The following is a 19,063-nucleotide window of genomic DNA, read 5'->3' as shown; positions in this document are numbered from 1 at the left end:
ATTTCCACTTTTTTATTAAAAAAAAATGCTTTATTATCCATTTTAGGAGACTTCCCTTTAAGAATACGGTGTTTTTTCACAAAAAATTTACTAACCTCTAATATGTATTCACAAAGACCACGAAAAAAAACCTCCTCTACATAATTTTTAGCAGAGGTGGCTCTTTATTAGTTCTTGTTTTGTTCAATTTTTTCCATAATAACATTTGCTGTTTCTTCAACAGCTTTATTTGTTACATCAACTACTGAACATCCTATTCTTTCGACCACTTTATTAAAATGTTCGATCTCCTGTTCAATTCGAGAAGGCTTGGCATAAATCGCATCATCATTTAAGCCTAATGCTATAAGTCTTTCCTTTCGAATAACATTTAGTTTATCTGTAGAGATTACTAAACCAAAGCATTTTTTGGGATCAACCAAGAATAATTCCTCAGGTGGATTAATTTCTGGCACTAGAGGAACATTTGCCACTTTATAACGTTTATGGGCTAAGTATTGTGAAAGAGGTGTTTTTGATGTTCGGGATACACCTACTAATACTACATCAGCTAATAGTAATCCTCGAGGATCTCGTCCATCATCATACTTCACTGCAAATTCTACAGCCTCAATTTTTTTAAAATAATCCGCATCAAGCTTATGAACTAACCCTGGTTCTTCCCTCGGCTGTTCACCAATCTTTTCTTCAAAAAGATTAATAATCGGACCTAACAAATCAATCCATTGGACCCCAACTTGTTTACAGCTATCCATCATAAAATTTCTCATTTTTTCTTCAACTAACGTAAAAACAATAATTGCATCTTGTTCTTTAGCAATTTCAACAATTTTTTCAATATGATCGTTATTTTCAATATTAGGAAACTTTCGAATTACAGTATTATCAAAGTTTGGACGAAATTGAGAAACTGCTGCTTTAACAACCTGTTCACCTGTTTCCCCTACTGAATCAGATACAACGAATACTTTTAAATTTTTCAAAATAGCACTCCTTATAAATCATGGGTCTCAGCTAATGAAATAAACGCTTTCGTTACGCTTGTTTTTGTTAAACGCCCAACTATCTCTAAACCATTCTCTGTCTCATTTACAACTGGGAGAGAATCAACTTGACGGTCAATTAATTTCTTTGCAGCCCCGATTAGTGAATCTGATTTTTTACAATATACTATGTTAGGCATTCTTGACATTATAATATGCACTGGTATTTTTGTCAGTTCTTGTGTACCAATACTTGTTCTTAACAAATCTTTTCTAGATAAAACTCCCTGGAGATGCGACTTTTCATCAACAACAAATAAAGTTCCAACATCCTCTAAGAACAATTGGACAATGGCATCATATACCGTCATATTTTCTGCTACTACTACAGGCAGTGATTGGAAATCCCCTACCTTCAAGTTCATCATAGATTCACTTGCCGTAGTCATTGTTTTTTTCCCTGAATAGAAGTATCCAACACGTGGCCTAGCATCTAAAAATCCAGCCATCGTTAAGATTGCTAAATCTGGACGTAGAGTAGCCCGAGTCAAATTTAAACGCTCTGCAATTTGTTCACCTGTGATTGGGCCATTTTCTTTTACGATTTGCAGAATCGTGTCTTGACGTTTATTGAGTTCGATTGGACTCACCCGCTTCAAATAGTGTTATACTTTTCTTTAAATATTATATACTAATTTCAGAACATTTGCGAAGAAATGAATGAAAAGCTACAATATTGACACAGTTCGAGTGAATAGCATAAAATATCGATAGAAGTTCATATAGGCAATGAGAGGAAAAATAAGTATCTTTTCAAAAAAGCGAGTAGGAAATGGTGAAAGCCTACACGAAAAGAGAAACGGCACCCTTGAGCCAATTTTCTAAAAGAGGATTGTTAGTTAACAGTTAGCGACGCAAAATGATGCGCTTTACTTTAGCCGACAATCAAGCGGGGTGGAACCGCGGGTGTATACATACGCACTCGTCCCCGGGCACAAAGCCCGGAGACGGGTGCTTTTATATTTTTATTTACATTAGGAGGAATTTATATGGCAGAAAAATCTATGGAAACAATCGTAAGCTTAGCAAAACACCGCGGATTTGTCTTCCCTGGCTCTGAAATCTACGGAGGACTTGCAAACACTTGGGATTATGGTCCCCTTGGTGTGGAACTAAAAAACAACGTAAAAAAAGCATGGTGGTTAAAATTCGTTCAAGAATCTGAACACAATGTTGGTCTTGACGCAGCAATCCTTATGAATCCTCGTGCATGGGTAGCTTCTGGACACGTTGGAAACTTCAACGATCCTATGATTGACTGTAAATCATGTAAAGCACGCCACCGTGCAGATAAACTAATTGAAGATGCTTCATTAGAAAAAACAGGTAAAGAAATTATCGTCGATGGTATGAGCTTCGATCAAATGAAAGCTAAAATGGAGGAACTATCTGTAACTTGTCCAGAATGTGGTAAAAACGACTTTACAGATATCCGTCAATTCAACCTTATGTTTAAAACATTCCAAGGTGTAACAGAAAGCTCAACAAATGAAATTTTCCTTCGTCCAGAAACAGCACAGGGTATTTTCGTTAACTTTAAAAATGTACAACGTTCAATGCGTAAACGTACTCCATTTGGTATAGCACAAATCGGGAAATCATTCCGTAACGAAATTACACCAGGTAACTTTACATTTCGTACTCGTGAATTCGAGCAAATGGAATTAGAATTCTTCTGTAAGCCAGGTGAAGATTTAGAATGGCATCAATATTGGAAAGAATTCTGTAAAAATTGGTTATTAAACTTAGGCATGAAAGAAGATAGCATGCGTCTACGCGACCACGAAGATGATGAGTTATCACACTATTCTAATGCAACTTCTGATATCGAATTCCGCTTCCCATTCGGCTGGGGTGAGCTATGGGGTATTGCAGACCGTACAGATTTTGATTTAAAACAGCATATGGAACACTCTGGTGAAGACTTCACATACATCGATCCACTTACTAACGAACGTTATGTACCATATTGTATCGAACCATCACTAGGAGCTGACCGAGTAACATTAGCATTCTTATGTGATGCTTATGATGAAGAAGAGCTTGAAGGTGGCGACTCTCGTACAGTATTACGCTTCCACCCTGCTCTAGCACCATTTAAAGCAGCAGTATTACCATTATCTAAAAAATTGGCAGACGATGCAGGCGAAGTATGGGCTGAATTACGCAAATCCTTCCCTGTTGATTATGATGAGTCGCAATCAATCGGTAAACGCTACCGCCGCCAAGACGAAATCGGTACACCATTCTGCATCACATACGATTTCGATTCAAAAGAAGACGGCCAAGTAACAGTACGCCACCGCGACAGCATGGAGCAAACTCGCATGCCTATCGCAGAAGTTAAAGCTTATATTGAAAAACATCTACAGTTCTAAGAAAGTATACTTTTCAAAAGATATGCGAGTTCTGCACCGAAAGCTTGCGACAGGTGCAAGTCCGTATGCCTATCGCAGACGTAAAATCTTATATCGAAAAACACATTCAATTCTAAATTAAATTAATCAAGAAAATATACGGACTCTGTGCCGAAAGCTTGCGACAGGTGCAAGTCCGTATGCCTATCACTGACGTAAAAGCTTATATCGAAAAGCACTTACAATTCTAAATTAAATTAATCAAGAAAATATACGGGCTCTGTGCCGAAAGCTTGCGTCAGGTGCAAGTCTTTAGACTGGCGTAATAGCAATATATCGAAAAGCAACTTCAAAGCAAAAAATACAAAGGGATACTCCAAAAGCAGTTTTACTGATTTTTGGAGTATCCCCTTTTTATGTTTGTTTTAAGAATCTAGCCACTTTCTTCAATAATCTAGCCACTTCAAAAAAACTAAAAAAAACATTATTAATTTTCAATCAAAAAAGCTAATTTTCTGCATGCACCTACGCAAAATCTTTCTTAGCTATTTAACTATAGTTCGAAATATAAAAAAACCCACACAAATAAAAGTGCGAGCGTATTTAAGAGATGTATAAGTATATTTTTGTCTTTTTTGTTCATTTCGGTCATTCCACAGATGATTTATTAGAAAATTTAGATTATAATTAAAGGAAAAATCGAGGTGGGATTGATGTTCTTTCAGGTTTTATTTAAACAACCCAAGAAGGAAAAGCTAGAAATTTGCCCTGCAGAAAAGCTGTTAATCCTCGTACGTGAATTATTGAATAAAGAATTGCCCGCACACTACTCACAACACCATATTTTATATACAGCAAACACTAAACTCGAATCCCTTAATAGCGCCCTAGAATGGCATAGAACTCAGGGAAACCTACAGTTAAAGCTGGGCCAATTTCACTCACAAACTCACGACCAGTTGCGTAAACAAGCAAGCGACCTGCAAGCTCTTGTAGATGGCTATATGGAGTTAAATATCGATATGACTCAAATGAACCACCGACTTCACTTTCATTATGAAGAAATCCATTATATCCACGAAAACTATGTATTATTTAAGGAAGGACGATTTTCCAATCAATCCTCCCAATTATTTTGGCAGGCCGTTAAAGAAGACGTGTTGAGTATTATCCGAAAAATTTTATAGCCTTAATCTGTAGGTTCATCACTATTTGTTCTTCTCGTCAATAACGGGGTTCTTTCCAATTGTTCAATAAAAGAGCGGGATTTTAAACGGATACCTGTTTGCTCTTCATAAATAGTGGTCACTATCTTTTTAATAAACTGTTTTGTCCCCTTTTTTAAATCCAGCTTACCGATTTGGTCAATCGGCACTGTATAAAACATTCGAATTAGCTTTAACTGTGTAGGTGATAATCGGATGATATACGGATCCTGGTGGAAGCAACGATGGCATAAGAAACCACCCTGCGAAAAGGAAAATGCAAACTCCCCATCAAAGGAACCGCATGATGAACAAGCATTTAAAATTGGTTGAACTCCTGCATAAGGTAGCAGCTTCCAGTCCACAAATAAGCTAATGGCTTCTGGATCATGTTCTTCCTCAATAGCATTAAGCGCTTGTAAAAGCACCTCAAATGCGAATGGTTCTGGTCCCTCATCTACTAGTCTATCAACAAGCTCTACTATATAGCTTGCATAAGCTGTCGCAATTATATCTGTTTGAATATGGCGCATCGAGGCTAAATGCTCCCCTTGCTGGAGCGTCCCCATGCCAGACGATCTTTGCACCATGTACATACCATGCATAAAGGTTTGAGTAACTCCCGCTAAACGACTTGTTGGCTTTTTCGCCCCCCTAGCCATTACAGTTACCTTCCCGGCTTCTCTCGTCATAAGGGTAACAATTTTATTTGACTCCCCGTAGGCCCGAGACTTTAAAACAATGCCTTCCCATTTATTTAACATTTGGCACTGCACTTCCTTCAACTTTTTACTATGGTTCTATTATACATTACCCGTTTAAGATTTACGCTATTGATCGCTTTAACAGAAATAAAATAGTATTTAATCGTCATGAAGACCACTCGGGATTTTAACACTTCTAAAAAAAAGACAAACTGCACTCAAACAGCTTGTCTTTTCACTTATTTAATATTCATCTTCACGATAGCCAAAGTCACGTAGGTGAGCAGATTTGTTGCGCCAATCCTTTTGTACCTTTACCCAAAGCTCTAAGAATACTTTAGAGCCAAGAAGCATTTCGATATCCTTACGCGCCTGTGTACCTACTTCTTTTAGTAGGGCGCCACGCTTGCCGATAACGATACCTTTTTGTGAATCACGCTCTACCATAATCGTTGCTTGTACGCGAATCATATTTTCGTTTTCTTCATCACGTTTAATCTTATCGATTACTACCGCAATTGAATGAGGAATTTCTTCTCTTGTTAGGTGAAGTACTTTTTCACGAATCATTTCAGAGATGATAAATCGCTCTGGATGATCCGTTACCTGATCAGCTGGATAATATTGTGGACCTTCTGGTAAATATTTATCAATTGTTTCTAGCAGCTGGTCAACGTTATTTCCTTGCAGAGCAGAAATTGGAACAATTTCAGCAAACGGGAATTTCCCTTTATATGAATCAATTGTTTGAATTAATTCATCAGGATGAATTTGATCAATCTTATTAACAACTAGGAATACAGGTGTTTTCGTACCCTCTAAAAGCTCTAAAATGAACTCGTCACCCTTCCCTATTCCTTGTTCAGCATTTACCATGAACATTATGATATCCACTTCACGTAATGTGTTTTTAGATACTTTAATCATGAATTCGCCTAATTTATGCTTCGGCTTATGAATACCTGGAGTATCGATGAAAACCATTTGAGAGGCATCACGAGTTAAAACGCCCTGTATTTTATTACGTGTTGTTTGTGGTTTATCTGACATAATTGCTATTTTTTGACCAATCACACGGTTCAAGAAAGTTGACTTTCCTACATTAGGTCGTCCAATAATTGAGATAAATCCTGATTTAAAGCTTTTGTTTTCCTGCATTATCTAAATCCTCCGGTGTAAAGGCGCCTGGTAAAAGCTCGCGCACTGTCGTTTGTTGTACATCTCCATTTAGGTTTGTTAGGTATACTGGCATATCTGGTGCACAGAATTCTGAAATAACCTGTCTGCATGCTCCACAAGGTGAACAAGGACCTACCGTATCAGCAACCACAGCAATGGCTTTGAACTTCTTATTGCCTTCAGAAACCGCTTTAAAAATAGCCGTTCTTTCTGCACAGTTCGTTAGTCCAAAGCTAGAATTTTCAATGTTGCAACCATGATAGACTTTACCATCCTCAGTAAGTAAAGCTGCACCTACTTGAAATTTAGAATACGGTACATAAGCAGTCTCTCTTGCAACCTTTGATTGTTCAATTAAATCCTTCATATTCACTGTCATAAAATACTTCACTCCTTCAAAAAATCCCTTAATGATTTCAACCTTCATGTATGGCTGTTTATGTCTAAATCATGATTACATCATAGTAATTTAAGATTTACTAGATAATCTAGAACCATTTTGGTAGAAAAATAAGTAATCCGATTATAACACTTGCTATCGCAAATACAAGTACTGCACCTGCTGCTACATCCTTCGCTTGCTTAGCAAGAGGATGAATATCTGGAGAAGCTAGATCAACTAAAGTTTCAATCGCAGTGTTAATCATTTCGGTCCCAATAACAAGCGTAATGGCCATTATTATTATTAACCATTCACCTAATGTGAGACCTGTAAGCAGGGCTGCAATAATGACAATCAGTGCACTTATAAAATGGATGCGCATATTTTGCTCTCTTAATGCAGTCCATATTCCATAAAAAGCATACCCAAAGGATTTGAGTAATCTATGGACGTCCATTTGAATCACGACCTAAGCCAAAAGAAGTTAGAATGTCGTCTTGTTTTCCAAACATGACTTTCTCATCCTCTTCTGTCATATGATCGTAGCCTAATAAGTGTAAAAATCCATGAACAGCTAAAAATCCTAATTCTCTTTCAAAGGAGTGCCCAAAATCAGCAGCTTGTTCTTTAGTACGATCAGTTGAAATGATGATATCTCCTAAAATTCTAGGGATTCCTTCTCCCACAATTTCAATCTCTCCTTCTCCCAATTCCTCAAGAGCAAAGGAAATTACGTCCGTAGGTTGGTCTTTATCTCGATATTCTCGATTGATTTCGTGAATTTTTTCATTTGTTACAAAGGTAATGGATACTTCACTACTGTCCTCAATTTCAAGATGGCTAGCAGCATGTTGTAGTAGCTTTTCAACTAATTCAAGATGTGTATCCTTCACTTCGTTTGTTTCGTCTAAAAAATCAATATTAAGCATTAGTGCCTCCTATATTTATCCTTCTTTTGGATATTCAATTCTTGAATGAAAGATTCCGTTTAAAGTCTCACAAAGAACCTTTTCAATAATTTTCAACTCTTTAATCGAGACGTCACACTCATCAAATTGATGTTCTTGTACACGGCTTTGAATGATAGAGTGTACCAACTGTTGAATTTTTTCCGAGTTCGGCTGCTTCATTGAACGAACAGCTGCTTCTACACTATCTGCAATACTTATTACAGCTGCCTCTTTAGTTTGCGGCTTCGGCCCTGGGTAACTAAATACCTTCTCATCCACTTCTTTCCCATCTTCCTTTGCCTTATGAAGAAAGAATTTCAAAGTGCTTGTACCGTGATGCTGTAAAGTGATGTCCACAATTTCCTTTGGCATTTTGTGTTTCTCTAATAACTGAGCCCCATCGGTAGTATGTGCGATGATAATTTCCGCACTTCTTTCAGGGGGTAAGGAATCATGTGGGTTGATGCCAGACATTTGGTTTTCTATGAAAAAGGCTGGTCTTCGTGTTTTCCCAATATCGTGATAATAACAAGCAACTCTCGCTAGTAAACCATCTGCGCCGATTGCTTCACAGCCAGCTTCTGCTAGATTTGCTACCATAACACTATGATGATAAGTACCCGGTGTCTCGGTTAATAATTTCTTCAATAATGGATGGTTGGGATTTGATAATTCGATTAGTCTCATTGTCGACAATAATCCAAATGCTGATTCAAAGAATGGCAATAATCCCATTGTTAAAGCACCCGATAAAATACCAGACGCAATTCCAGCTACAGCATAAAATAACAATTCAAATAGGTCATAATTCGTTTGTGACATTAATAAATAAAACGCGATAAATAATAAGTTGAAAATGGACACTATACCACAAGCTTTAAGCAGATGGGATCTTTTTTCCATGCTTCTCATAAAGAAGACACTAGAAAGTCCACCAAAGATTATATACAGCACAATATCCATTTGCAGCACAGCTGAATAGCCTTCATGGAAAATCACTCCCGCTGAAGCTGCTGTTAAAATCGTAACTAAAACTGCCGCTTTTTCATTTGCTAAAAGACGTACTAGCATCGTTGCTAGTGCAGTCGGATATAAAAAAGCAATAGTTGCATCAAACTGATCTGAAAGCAAGCTGATGACCTTCATGAGTATAATTGCAAAGGAATAAACAATAGCTGTTACAAATAGAGCCTTGCGCTTATTTTGCAGCTCCATCTCCGAAAAATTAAAAAGAATGTACATAAAGGCCATTTGTAGAATCACTAGAATTGTTAGCCCTATTACAGGCTTAGTCGATGTCTGGTTATTTAATAATCCAAGGAGCTCTAATTGTCTAAATACTTCACGGTCAATAAGCTCTCCTTCTTGAACAATAATTTGACCTTGTAAAATACGAGTAGGATCTACCTCTTCACGAGCTTTTAGAACCTGCTCTCTTGTACGAATCTCGTCTAAAACTTCCGTTTCTATTATAGCAGCTCGTCCAATTATAATAATTGCACTTAAAATTTCTTCATCAATGGAACTTTGCTGACGAATTTGCGTTTCAATCTCAGCACGCTTTATAGCTACATTTTCTGTTCGGATAGGCTCCTCTAGCATAGTTTTTATTTCTTTAACTAGAAAGCTTTCAGCCGCCTTTAATTCTGCATCAGTTGCTACTAGCATGGATTGTAGCTGGCTATTTGTAAAAATTAGCAGTGTTTGACTTTCCATTATATCTTTTAGTTTTTCTCGTAATTGACTGATATGATTCTCGATAGTTACAGGCGTTTGTTCTTCATTAAGCTTTACTTCCTTCCGAACGTCCCGAATAATATCAAAAATCGATGTTACCAGTGCAGAACGATGCTCCGCGGTTTCTTCATTGAACAAATAAACAGATTCAACGGCATTTTCTGCCTGATCCCGTTCCTGTTCAGTTTTCACGGTATCCTCAATTGTCTTCACTGCACGAATTGTTTCTGGAGCGAGTTGGAAAGCTTGAATATCATATGTAGTACTTCGTATGTTTCCAAGCATTAAAAAGAATTGCAGAAAACCAGTAATTAATAAAACAACTATTAATAAAGTTCGAAAACTAATCATGTTAAGTAAATTATTAAAGTGCTTTTCCACTTGCGCACCCCCAAATGTCTATATGTACTAGTTTACCAATTTATGAATATTATTTCATGAAATCTTACTAAAAAATAAAAAATGTGCACGTTAAACGTACACATTTACATATTTTCACACTATAAATAGAATTTCCAAGCGAAAACTTATAGTTCTTGATCAGTATAAGACTGAATAATTTTAGCAACAAGTGGATGACGAACAACGTCACCAGCCTCAAGAATTTGGAAATGAATATCTTTTAAATATTTCAAGCTACGTTCAGCAATAATTAACCCTGATTCCGTATTTTTTGGTAAATCTATTTGAGTTTTGTCACCTGTGATAACCATTTTAGAACCAAAGCCTAAACGAGTTAAGAACATTTTCATCTGCATATGCGTTGTATTTTGAGCTTCGTCTAAAATGACAAAAGCATCATCTAACGTTCGCCCACGCATGTATGCAAGAGGCGCAATTTCAATTGTTCCACGCTCGATGAGTCTTTGCGTTTGTTCTTGTCCGTAAATATCATGCAACGCATCATAAAGCGGTCTTAGGTAAGGGTCAACCTTTTCCTTTAAATCTCCCGGTAAAAATCCTAAAGATTCTCCAGCCTCTACAGCTGGTCTTGTTAAAATGATTCGTTTTACATGACCATTCTTTAATGCTTGTGTTGCCATGACAACCGCAATATACGTTTTCCCTGTCCCTGCAGGACCGATACCGAACACGAGATCTTGATGACGAATGGCTCTTATGTACTCTCGTTGTCCAATCGTTTTTGCGCGAATCGGCTTACCTTTATAATTTCTTGCTATTTCTTCTTCATATAACTCTGCAAAATATTCAATAGTCCCTTTATTCACCATTTCAATTGCTGTAGCTACATCACGCAAATCGATATTAACACCTTTACGTATCACTTTTAAAAGAGCATGCACTAAATCTTTTGCATGTTGTTTTTGTGGTTCGCTACCTGCAATTTGAATCACTTCACCACGAGTGATAATTTGAACGTTAAATGTTTCTTCAATTAGCTTTAAATTAGCATCGCTCATTCCAAGTAGCATTACTGCTTCATTTGGATTTTCAACTTGTAATTCTGATAATTGTTCTGACATAAATCAGTCTCCTTGGTCAATTGGGTAGTTTTTTGCAATATTTTCATTTACCAAAAATAGGACTTTCCCTTTCACTTTATCATCATCGAATGAAACGTGCAAAATGTTTTCCTTTTTTATAATGGTTTTGGGAGGCAAAGATTTTAAGATTTTTTCGTGCAATAGAGGCAAGATAAACGACTCGATTTGTTCTTCTGAGATCTCTTCCGTAACCGTGATGTACTTTTGAGTCTTTTTGATTTCGATAAATCTTGAAAGCCACTCCGGTAAATCGACCTTTTGAAACGATTTTCCTTGCTCCTTTTCATCATTTATTTTGAAATCAAATGTCCATTCCCTACTACTTGCTGAAACCAATTGAATTTTCTTTGGAATAGAAAATTCTGTTTCGAGCCAGTAGTCAGCAAACACTTCTCCAGCAGCACCTACCACAACCGACCGTTCGCCAACTGTGATTACTCCTGATACAAGTGTATCCCCTTTATATACTGTTGTATTCGGTAAAACACGACGTTCCCCACTAGAAATTTCGAAATTGGTAATTACTCCGCTCTTTGTGGCAATTAAATGATTCTTTGCATCTGTCGTATTATCCTTGTTATCGGTAATCGGGGCAAGCTGAGGTACAATTGTCATACTACTACCTGTTTTTAGTATATGCACCCAAGATAAATCTCTTAACTCCTCCATTATTGATTGTCGTATCTCAAAATCAGATTGCACACGCCCTTTCATCGTAGGTTTATCTAAGGAAAGTTTTTCCTTGATTACTTTTTCAACCGCAACCCTTAGTTCAGGAGTTTCTGCTTCTACATCTATATCCCAAACAAATTGCGAGGAGATAACAGGGATTAAAATAAGTAACAGTAGTCCAATAGCTGTCCAACTGTTCTTCTGAAAGATTCGAGACACCTGCAGGTAACGAATTTTTACTTTTACGCGGTATTTTTTTCGAATCTCTCTTAATACTTTTAAATCTTTTCTTACCATTTCAAATCGAATTTCATTTTCGAGGTGTTTAAGGTTTTTAATCTTCACACCTTTTGAATGCAGGCTTTGTATAAAGGCATGGGCTCCACTAGTTCGGCTTATATGAATTTCAACAGGGCGATTATCAAAATTTTTCATTATCGATCATTCACCTGTCTTTTCATTTCAATTGATAACAAAGTTTCTACATGTATTATAAATTCTACCTCTTTCAATACATCTATATGTACACGATTTGCTTTTATTAAAATTGAAAAGTCTTCATATATAAAGGAACAATGTTGTTCTGACGCTTCTAAAAATTTATATGTTCCAATTAATCTTAGCTGACTGCTATTTACTATTTCAATTAATGGATCTGCTTGGAATAATTTTTTCAATTAAAAATGCCCCCCTTTCGCCAAAGTATATGCTTTGAGAAAGGAGGGCATGTATAAATTTCAATGCAGTTTTTATAAAACTATTTTCACTAGGTCGTTTACCTTTGCTTTGCTTTTGGAGGACCTAGTATTTCAGTTGTTATAATTGCCTGCACTAATGCACTTCTAGTTGTCGGTACGATACTTCCGATTTCACCTTGCGTGATTTCATCGGATGGTTTTGAAGACTTAGTTTTGATAGCTGAACCACGATTAGAAGATCGATTACCATCAAAGATTGGTCTCGTATTCAGTGTTGCTCGTTCGGCTACAACTTCCTCTTTGATATGTTCGGCTACCTTTTTAGGCTCCGGATCTTTAGGAGGAGTTGTTTGAATGGGTTGAGCTTTATCATTTAATTGCTGAAACACTTCACTCGCAAAGTCCTCAAGTGATTTTCTAATTTCAGTTTGTTTTGGCAACTCAAATTTTTGCTTTGTTGGTTGATTATTAAATGGCGGCATTTCTTTTGAATTTTGTTGTTTCTTTTTAGCACCATTTAAAATGGAACTAATGATAAACAAAACCGCCATCATGATTATACCTTCCATCCCAGCTTCACACTCCCTTCTTCAGGTGTGTACCCCGCAATTATTTTTGGTTTGAATCTGGTTTATCAGTTGTAACCTTTGCGATTGAATCTCTCATTGAAGTATCAGCTTTAAGGTTATTATAGTTCATATAGTCCATAATACCGAAGTTTCCGTTACGTAGTGCTTCAGCCATCGCTAAAGGTACTTCAGCCTCAGCCTCTACAACTTTCGCTTTCATCTCTTGGACTTTTGCAACCATTTCTTGCTCATTGGCTACGGCCATTGCGCGGCGTTCTTCAGCTTTTGCTTGCGCAATATTTTTATCGGCCTGTGCCTGTTCAATTTGTAATTCAGCCCCAATGTTTTTACCCACATCTACATCCGCGATATCAATCGATAGGATTTCAAAGGCAGTACCTGAGTCTAATCCTTTTGAAAGAACTGTTTGAGAAATAAGATCTGGGTTTTCTAATACTTTAGAATGGCTCTCAGAAGAACCGATTGTAGATACAATCCCCTCACCTACACGAGCAATAATCGTATCTTCACCAGCACCACCAACTAAACGATCTAGGTTAGCACGTACTGTAATTCTAGCTTTCGCTTTTACTTCAATACCGTTAATGGCAACACCAGCGATAAATGGTGTTTCGATTACCTTTGGATTTACAGACATTTGTACTGCCTCTAAAACGTCACGTCCTGCTAAATCAATTGCTGCTGCGCGTTCAAATGATAACTCGATATTTGCACGCTGAGCCGCGATTAATGCATTTACAACTCGGTCAACATTACCGCCAGCTAAATAGTGAGACTCTAGCTGATTGATTGAAACATCTAAACCTGCTTTGTGCGCCTTTATTAAAGGATTCACAATTCGAGCAGGTATAACTCGACGTAATCTCATCCCAATTAACGTGAAGATACTAACGCGTACACCTGCTGCAATAGCACTAATCCATAGCGCTACTGGTACAATTGTTAAAATTACCGATAATACGATAATGATTAAAACAATTGTTACGATTAAACTAATAGCTGCTGCATCAAAAATCATATTTGTTCCACTCCTTTTTTCGTTTCTCTCACAATGATTCGTGATCCTTCTACTTGAATTACTTCTACTTTCTTATTAGCCTCAATGTAGCTTCCCTCTGAAACTGCATCAATTCTTTCATTACCCACAATAATTGTTCCTGATGGGCGTAGTGGCGTAATAGTATCGCCTATTTTACCTAATAACTCAATACGATTCACATTTGAAACGTAGCCTTCTTCAGTTGTCGTAGCATCTCGTAAAATCAGCTTATTAAAGACGTGAAGATTTTTTCCAAAGAATTTCATCAAGATCACCATTCCTATTATTGCAATAAATACAGCGATTAAAATGGAATAAGCCATATGCACCACACTTTCCCCAGCAAATAATAAACCGATTATCATTAGCGCACCACCAATTATACCTACTATTCCTCCCGGCACAAACAATTCAGCAATAAGTAAAGCCAAACCAATTATAAAGAACAATACAGATTCATATCCGGCAAAGCCAGCTACTGTATGACCAAAGAAAAATAATCCAAATGAAGATAGTCCAATGAGCCCCGGTATTCCAAATCCAGGAGAAAACAATTCCAATACTAATCCAAATAAACCAATTGATAAAAGTAGCGTTACCACCATTGGATTGGTGATAAAACGTGCAAGCTTTTCTGCAATTGTCGGTTCCATTGAAACAACTTCGTTATTTGATAGCTGAAGTTCTTCGAGCAGTTCATTCAAATTCGAAACAGTCCCATTTGAATATTTAACTTCTAATGCTTCTTGTGCAGATAATGTAAGCAATTTCCCTTCTGGCGCTCGATATTCTGGCAAATCGACTGTTTTATCAGCCATAGCTCTTGCGTATTTGGGATTTTTTCCATGAGATTCTGCTGCAGCTTCCATAGCAGCAATCCAGTAACTATTACTTTTTTCATCTGCTGCATTCCCAGTACTATCAATAATCGCTGCTGCTCCTATTGTAGCACTTGGTACCATATAAATTTTGTTCGCGTTTAAAGCTAAGTAGGCTCCAGCTGATAACGCTTTCGAATTTACGAAGGCAATAACTTCAATTGGCGAATTAGCAATTATTTTACCAATTTCTTGTGCTGATGTAACATAACCGCCTGGTGTATGTATTTCTAAAATAATGGTCTTAGCGCCTTCTTCCGTAGCCTCCTCAAAAGCTCTTTCAATAAACGCCTTTAACCCATCCTCCACTTCATTTTCAAGTGGAATATGATACACCTTTCCACTTGCTACTGCTGAAAGACTCGGCAAAAGCAACAAAAAGGAAATCAAACATAAAAGGATCCAGCTGAATGTTTTCGTTTTTCTCATCTCTATCCTCCTTTTTGTGGCAATTGATTTTAGGTATAAACCTTACCTGAATAAAGTTCTAATTAATTTACGGATGAGTAATGATAAAGTTTCAAAAAAACGATAATTTTTACATATTTTTATTTTACACAAAATTCACATTAAATAGGACTGATGCAGTAATACATTTTCAATTAAGCTACTTAAGCTCATGAAGAACAACATACCCGTATAAAAAAATACTCCTGAAAATTCTATTAATAAAAACGTACTTATTGTCCATAATATCTCTAGATTGTTTTTAGGATGAAATGCAAAATACCCTAGTATTTGCTAAGCAAATACTAGGGTATATCAGTTTTTACCTTGATGAATCATAAAATTGCGTGTTATGAACGTAGGGATTTGTTAGGAAATTACCACTTACGTTTACGTGCAGCTTCTGATTTCTTTTTACGTTTTACGCTTGGTTTTTCGTAAAATTCGCGTTTTCTTACTTCCTGAATAGTACCACTTTTAGATACAGTACGTTTGAAGCGGCGAAGAGCATCTTCAAGCGATTCGTTTTTTCTAACGACAGTTTTTGACATCTCTCTTTCCCTCCCTCCGAACACACGTCAATACACAATCAACATATGTTAGTTGTGTACTAAAGAATTATATCGTATTGTACAAGTACAGTCAATAGAATTTATTAAAATTAATAATTGGAATCTGAAATTAATCCATTCATAATTGCTACACCAGAACTTGCACCAATACGCGTTGCTCCTGCTTCAACCATTTGTTGCATATCCTCAAGACTTCTAACACCACCAGAAGCTTTTACACCAATTTCTGGCCCTACTGTTTTTCTCATTAATGCTATATCCTCGGCAGTTGCGCCACCTGTTGAAAATCCAGTTGAAGTTTTAACGAAGTCAGCTCCAGCTTGTACAGATAATTCACAAGCTTTTACTTTTTCCTCATCAGTTAAAAGAGAAGCTTCAATAATTACTTTTACTAAAGTACCATTTGCAGCTGTTACAACTGCTTTAATATCTTCTAGAACTAAATCATAATTAGCATCCTTTAATGCACCAATATTGATAACCATATCGATTTCTCCAGCGCCGTTTTCAATAGCATTTGTTGTTTCGAATGCTTTAACTTGTGGAGTAGTTGCGCCTAATGGGAAACCAATAACTGTACAAACTTTAACTTTAGAACCAGTTAATAATTCACTTGCATTTTTAACCCAGGTTGGATTAACACAAACAGAAGCGAATTCGTACTTTAGTGCTTCCTCACAAATTTTTTCAATTTGAGCTTTTGTTGTTTCAGCTTTTAATAAAGTATGATCAATCATTGCAGCGTAATTTTGAGTCATGAAAATTACTCCTTCTTCTTCTTTAGTTGTACGTACCTCTTCCATAATACCATTAAAGTAAAATATTGTGAAATGACAGATAATTTCAACAAACTATCAACTAACAAGCATTACACATTACTTTTCCTTGCTTTATACTTTTTATTCACATATTAACGTTCTCAACTTTTTCTAGTAATTTAAAATATAAAAAAACGACAAAACCATCAAAGATTCTGCCGTTTTTTCCATTATTGAACTTGTTCTTCTAATACACGTACAAATTGGCCCTCATTATATGGATAGCCCACTTTTTGTACTTTTACTTTTACAAGTTTACCGATCATTTCTTCAGTACCTTCAAACACAACACGTAAATAATTATCACTGTATCCTACAATCAGATTTTCCTTTTCTGATTCTTCTCTGTAGTGTTCTTCTGGGATAACCTCTAGTACTTCTCCTTCAAAACGAGAAGCATATTCTTTAGCTAGTTGGTCGTTTAAAGTAATTAATCGATGTACACGTTCGTTTTTAACGTCTTCATCAACCTGATCTTCCATTCTTGCTGCTGGTGTACCAGTACGTTTCGAATATGGGAAAACATGTAGCTCTGCAAATTTATGTTTTGCAATAAAGTTATAAGTTTCCATGAATTCTTCTTCTGTTTCACCTGGGAACCCTACAATTACATCTGATGTAATCGCTAGGTCAGGAAGTGCCTCGTTTAAACGTTCTAGACGTTCTGCAAAGAAGTCCATAGTATATTTACGGCGCATACGCTTTAACACTGTATCTGACCCAGATTGAATCGGAATATGTAAATGACGTACCACTATATTCGAGTTTTTTAGAACTTCAATTACTTCATCAGTTAATTGTGAAGCTTCAATTGAAGAAATACGTAATCTCTTTAACCCTTTTACATTGGCTTCAAGGTCACGCAGTAACTGTGCTAAATTGTAATCTTTGAAATCTTGTCCATATCCACCTGTATGAATACCAGTTAACACAATTTCTAGATACCCAGCATCTACTAGTTTTTGAGCTTGACGAATAACCTCTTGTGGATCACGTGAACGCATTAAACCACGAGCCCAAGGAATAATACAGAAGGTACAGAAGTTATTACAGCCTTCTTGAATTTTTAAGGAAGCACGCGTACGATCTGTGAAGTAAGGAACATCTAATTCCTCGTAAACACGATTTTTCATAATGTTTCCTACCGCATTAATCGGCTGTCGCTCCACTTTATATTGTTCGATGTATCCCAACATTTTTTGACGATCTTGTGTTCCTACAACAATATCAACACCTGGAATCGCCATTATTTCAGCTGGCGATGTTTGTGCATAGCATCCTGTAACACAAATTACTGCATCTGGATTTTGACGAACTGCACGACGAATCACCTGGCGAGATTTCTTATCACCTGTGTTCGTTACTGTACATGTATTTATTACATAAACATCTGCTTGTTTTTCAAATTCAGTACGTTCATATCCTTGTTCTTTAAAAAGCTGCCAAATACTTTCAGTTTCATAATGGTTTACTTTACAGCCTAAAGTATGAAAAGCCACCGTTGACACTGGCTAACACCTCTTTCATTCAAATTCATATGATATAGCAGCTAACGCATATAATGGCGCTGTTTCTGCTCGTAATATTCTTGGTCCAAGAGACATTGTTTCTGCTCCAGCCTCGAGTAGGCTTTGAGCTTCGTTCCTTGAAATACCGCCCTCAGGACCGAAAATTAATAAAATCGACTTCGATTCATTATCATACACTTTTTTTAATTTATCTGCAAATCTTGTGCGATTTTCTTGCTTTGCATCTTCTTCATCAGCAATATATACAGCATCGTAGTTTGAAACAATTGAAAGTAACTGTTTAAAGCTTTTAGGATTAGAAATTTCAGGAACATGAGTTCTATGCGATTGTTCTGCGGCCTCTTGTGCAATTTTTTGTAATCGCTCCGTCTTTTTTTCACCCTTTTTTTCGTCCCATTTGACAATCGAACGTTCTGCAGTAAATGGAATCAGTGCGTGCATACCTAGCTCGGTTCCTTTTTGGGAGATTAACTCCAGCTTATCCCCTTTCGGTAATCCGCAAGCAATGTCTACTTTGATAGGCATTTCAGAAGATGGAATTGTTTCTCCAGTTTGTTTGACAATTACCTCTTGTCCAACTGAAACGATTTGACATATAAAGGCTGTATCAGCATGAACAACGACAATTTGATCACCACTGTCCATGCGCATTACTTTAGAAATATGACGTGCGTTTTCTCCTGAAATTGTTAATTCACTTAATTCATTAAAGGGTTCATGTACAAAATATCGTTGCATAATGTACCTCCAAATTTTTA

At 36.7% G+C, this 19,063-nt stretch carries 20 protein-coding genes; 2 read left to right on the top strand and 18 right to left on the bottom strand.

Going from position 1 to position 19,063, the window contains the following annotated elements; translation table 11 throughout:
- Positions 1-167: 167 nt before the first annotated feature.
- Together BJ095_RS14460 and BJ095_RS14455 are read right to left on the bottom strand one after the other, a co-directional pair.
- The gene (locus BJ095_RS14460; RefSeq protein WP_107935412.1) at positions 168-983 is read right to left on the bottom strand and encodes a pyruvate, water dikinase regulatory protein; all 816 of its coding nucleotides are present in this window, start codon (positions 981-983) and stop codon (positions 168-170) included.
- Between the two features lie 11 nt (positions 984-994).
- A complete protein-coding gene (locus BJ095_RS14455) occupies positions 995-1,633 on the bottom strand; it encodes a helix-turn-helix transcriptional regulator (RefSeq protein ID WP_107935465.1) in 639 nt (212 codons plus the stop codon).
- Positions 1,634-2,032: 399 nt separating this feature from the next.
- On the opposite strand from BJ095_RS14455, the gene BJ095_RS14450 reads away from it, so the two are divergent.
- Together BJ095_RS14450 and BJ095_RS14445 are read left to right on the top strand one after the other, a co-directional pair.
- The gene (locus tag BJ095_RS14450; protein WP_107935411.1) at positions 2,033-3,421 is read left to right on the top strand and encodes a glycine--tRNA ligase; all 1,389 of its coding nucleotides are present in this window, start codon (positions 2,033-2,035) and stop codon (positions 3,419-3,421) included.
- A 692-nt stretch (positions 3,422-4,113) separates the two neighbouring features.
- Positions 4,114-4,587: a hypothetical protein gene (locus BJ095_RS14445; RefSeq protein ID WP_107935410.1), complete on the top strand. Its 474-nt coding sequence runs from the start codon at positions 4,114-4,116 to the stop codon at positions 4,585-4,587.
- Between the two features lie 2 nt (positions 4,588-4,589).
- On the opposite strand, the gene recO is transcribed toward BJ095_RS14445, so the two are convergent.
- From recO to BJ095_RS14365, 16 genes are all read right to left on the bottom strand, one after another.
- Positions 4,590-5,369, bottom strand: a complete 780-nt coding sequence (gene recO / locus BJ095_RS14440; protein ID WP_107935409.1) for a DNA repair protein RecO — start codon at positions 5,367-5,369, stop codon at positions 4,590-4,592.
- Positions 5,370-5,552: 183 nt separating this feature from the next.
- Positions 5,553-6,467 carry a GTPase Era gene (gene era / locus BJ095_RS14435; protein ID WP_107935408.1) on the bottom strand — a complete coding sequence of 305 codons (915 nt, stop codon included), beginning with the start codon at positions 6,465-6,467 and terminating at the stop codon, positions 5,553-5,555.
- The gene (locus tag BJ095_RS14430) at positions 6,445-6,867 is read right to left on the bottom strand and encodes a cytidine deaminase (protein WP_181418080.1); all 423 of its coding nucleotides are present in this window, start codon (positions 6,865-6,867) and stop codon (positions 6,445-6,447) included. Before BJ095_RS14430 ends, era begins: the two co-directional genes overlap by 23 nt.
- A gap of 109 nt (positions 6,868-6,976) precedes the next feature.
- Complete coding sequence (locus BJ095_RS14425; RefSeq protein WP_107935407.1) at positions 6,977-7,327, bottom strand: diacylglycerol kinase family protein; 351 nt, start codon at positions 7,325-7,327, stop codon at positions 6,977-6,979.
- The gene (ybeY, locus tag BJ095_RS14420; protein WP_107935406.1) at positions 7,314-7,799 is read right to left on the bottom strand and encodes an rRNA maturation RNase YbeY; all 486 of its coding nucleotides are present in this window, start codon (positions 7,797-7,799) and stop codon (positions 7,314-7,316) included. Before ybeY ends, BJ095_RS14425 begins: the two co-directional genes overlap by 14 nt.
- A gap of 15 nt (positions 7,800-7,814) precedes the next feature.
- Entirely contained in the window at positions 7,815-9,938 is a 2,124-nt protein-coding gene (locus BJ095_RS14415) for an HD family phosphohydrolase (RefSeq protein ID WP_404426998.1), read from the bottom strand.
- Positions 9,939-10,084: 146 nt separating this feature from the next.
- The gene (locus BJ095_RS14410; RefSeq protein ID WP_107935405.1) at positions 10,085-11,041 is read right to left on the bottom strand and encodes a PhoH family protein; all 957 of its coding nucleotides are present in this window, start codon (positions 11,039-11,041) and stop codon (positions 10,085-10,087) included.
- 3 nt (positions 11,042-11,044) lie between these two features.
- Entirely contained in the window at positions 11,045-12,169 is a 1,125-nt protein-coding gene (locus BJ095_RS14405) for a sporulation protein YqfD (protein WP_107935404.1), read from the bottom strand.
- A complete protein-coding gene (locus BJ095_RS14400; protein WP_107935403.1) occupies positions 12,169-12,411 on the bottom strand; it encodes a hypothetical protein in 243 nt (80 codons plus the stop codon). Before BJ095_RS14400 ends, BJ095_RS14405 begins: the two co-directional genes overlap by 1 nt.
- Before the next feature lie 98 nt (positions 12,412-12,509).
- On the bottom strand, positions 12,510-13,001 hold the full coding sequence (locus BJ095_RS14395) for a hypothetical protein (protein ID WP_107935402.1): 492 nt from the start codon (positions 12,999-13,001) through the stop codon (positions 12,510-12,512).
- Between the two features lie 40 nt (positions 13,002-13,041).
- A complete protein-coding gene (gene floA, locus BJ095_RS14390) occupies positions 13,042-14,040 on the bottom strand; it encodes a flotillin-like protein FloA (protein WP_107935401.1) in 999 nt (332 codons plus the stop codon).
- Positions 14,037-15,368 carry an NfeD family protein gene (locus BJ095_RS14385; RefSeq protein WP_107935400.1) on the bottom strand — a complete coding sequence of 444 codons (1,332 nt, stop codon included), beginning with the start codon at positions 15,366-15,368 and terminating at the stop codon, positions 14,037-14,039. The genes floA and BJ095_RS14385 overlap by 4 nt, the downstream gene beginning before the upstream one ends.
- A 395-nt stretch (positions 15,369-15,763) precedes the next feature.
- Positions 15,764-15,937: a 30S ribosomal protein S21 gene (rpsU, locus tag BJ095_RS14380; protein ID WP_004227078.1), complete on the bottom strand. Its 174-nt coding sequence runs from the start codon at positions 15,935-15,937 to the stop codon at positions 15,764-15,766.
- A gap of 110 nt (positions 15,938-16,047) precedes the next feature.
- Entirely contained in the window at positions 16,048-16,716 is a 669-nt protein-coding gene (gene deoC / locus BJ095_RS14375) for a deoxyribose-phosphate aldolase (RefSeq protein ID WP_107935399.1), read from the bottom strand.
- A 230-nt stretch (positions 16,717-16,946) separates the two neighbouring features.
- The gene (gene mtaB, locus BJ095_RS14370; RefSeq protein WP_107935398.1) at positions 16,947-18,284 is read right to left on the bottom strand and encodes a tRNA (N(6)-L-threonylcarbamoyladenosine(37)-C(2))-methylthiotransferase MtaB; all 1,338 of its coding nucleotides are present in this window, start codon (positions 18,282-18,284) and stop codon (positions 16,947-16,949) included.
- Positions 18,285-18,299: 15 nt separating this feature from the next.
- Positions 18,300-19,043 (bottom strand): 16S rRNA (uracil(1498)-N(3))-methyltransferase, encoded by a 744-nt coding sequence (locus BJ095_RS14365; RefSeq protein ID WP_107935397.1) that lies wholly within the window; start codon positions 19,041-19,043, stop codon positions 18,300-18,302.
- Between the last annotated feature and the right edge of the window lie 20 nt (positions 19,044-19,063).

Origin of the sequence: Ureibacillus chungkukjangi (assembly GCF_003217295.1) — a bacterium.
Taxonomy (GTDB): domain Bacteria; phylum Bacillota; class Bacilli; order Bacillales_A; family Planococcaceae; genus Ureibacillus; species Ureibacillus chungkukjangi.
The sequence above is the reverse complement of the archived record's forward strand: the minus strand, read 5'-3'. Positions and strand labels throughout refer to the sequence as shown.

Coding starts and splice junctions, on each gene's coding strand:
- BJ095_RS14450 (WP_107935411.1), top strand. CDS start 2,033: ATGGCAGAAAAATCTATGGAAACAATCGTAAGCTTAGCAAAACACCGC.
- BJ095_RS14445 (WP_107935410.1), top strand. CDS start 4,114: ATGTTCTTTCAGGTTTTATTTAAACAACCCAAGAAGGAAAAGCTAGAA.
- recO (WP_107935409.1), bottom strand. CDS start 5,369: ATGTTAAATAAATGGGAAGGCATTGTTTTAAAGTCTCGGGCCTACGGG.
- era (WP_107935408.1), bottom strand. CDS start 6,467: ATGCAGGAAAACAAAAGCTTTAAATCAGGATTTATCTCAATTATTGGA.
- BJ095_RS14430 (WP_181418080.1), bottom strand. CDS start 6,867: ATGACAGTGAATATGAAGGATTTAATTGAACAATCAAAGGTTGCAAGA.
- BJ095_RS14425 (WP_107935407.1), bottom strand. CDS start 7,327: ATGGACGTCCATAGATTACTCAAATCCTTTGGGTATGCTTTTTATGGA.
- ybeY (WP_107935406.1), bottom strand. CDS start 7,799: ATGCTTAATATTGATTTTTTAGACGAAACAAACGAAGTGAAGGATACA.
- BJ095_RS14410 (WP_107935405.1), bottom strand. CDS start 11,041: ATGTCAGAACAATTATCAGAATTACAAGTTGAAAATCCAAATGAAGCA.
- BJ095_RS14405 (WP_107935404.1), bottom strand. CDS start 12,169: ATGAAAAATTTTGATAATCGCCCTGTTGAAATTCATATAAGCCGAACT.
- BJ095_RS14395 (WP_107935402.1), bottom strand. CDS start 13,001: ATGGAAGGTATAATCATGATGGCGGTTTTGTTTATCATTAGTTCCATT.
- floA (WP_107935401.1), bottom strand. CDS start 14,040: ATGATTTTTGATGCAGCAGCTATTAGTTTAATCGTAACAATTGTTTTA.
- BJ095_RS14385 (WP_107935400.1), bottom strand. CDS start 15,368: ATGAGAAAAACGAAAACATTCAGCTGGATCCTTTTATGTTTGATTTCC.
- rpsU (WP_004227078.1), bottom strand. CDS start 15,937: ATGTCAAAAACTGTCGTTAGAAAAAACGAATCGCTTGAAGATGCTCTT.
- deoC (WP_107935399.1), bottom strand. CDS start 16,716: ATGACTCAAAATTACGCTGCAATGATTGATCATACTTTATTAAAAGCT.
- BJ095_RS14365 (WP_107935397.1), bottom strand. CDS start 19,043: ATGCAACGATATTTTGTACATGAACCCTTTAATGAATTAAGTGAATTA.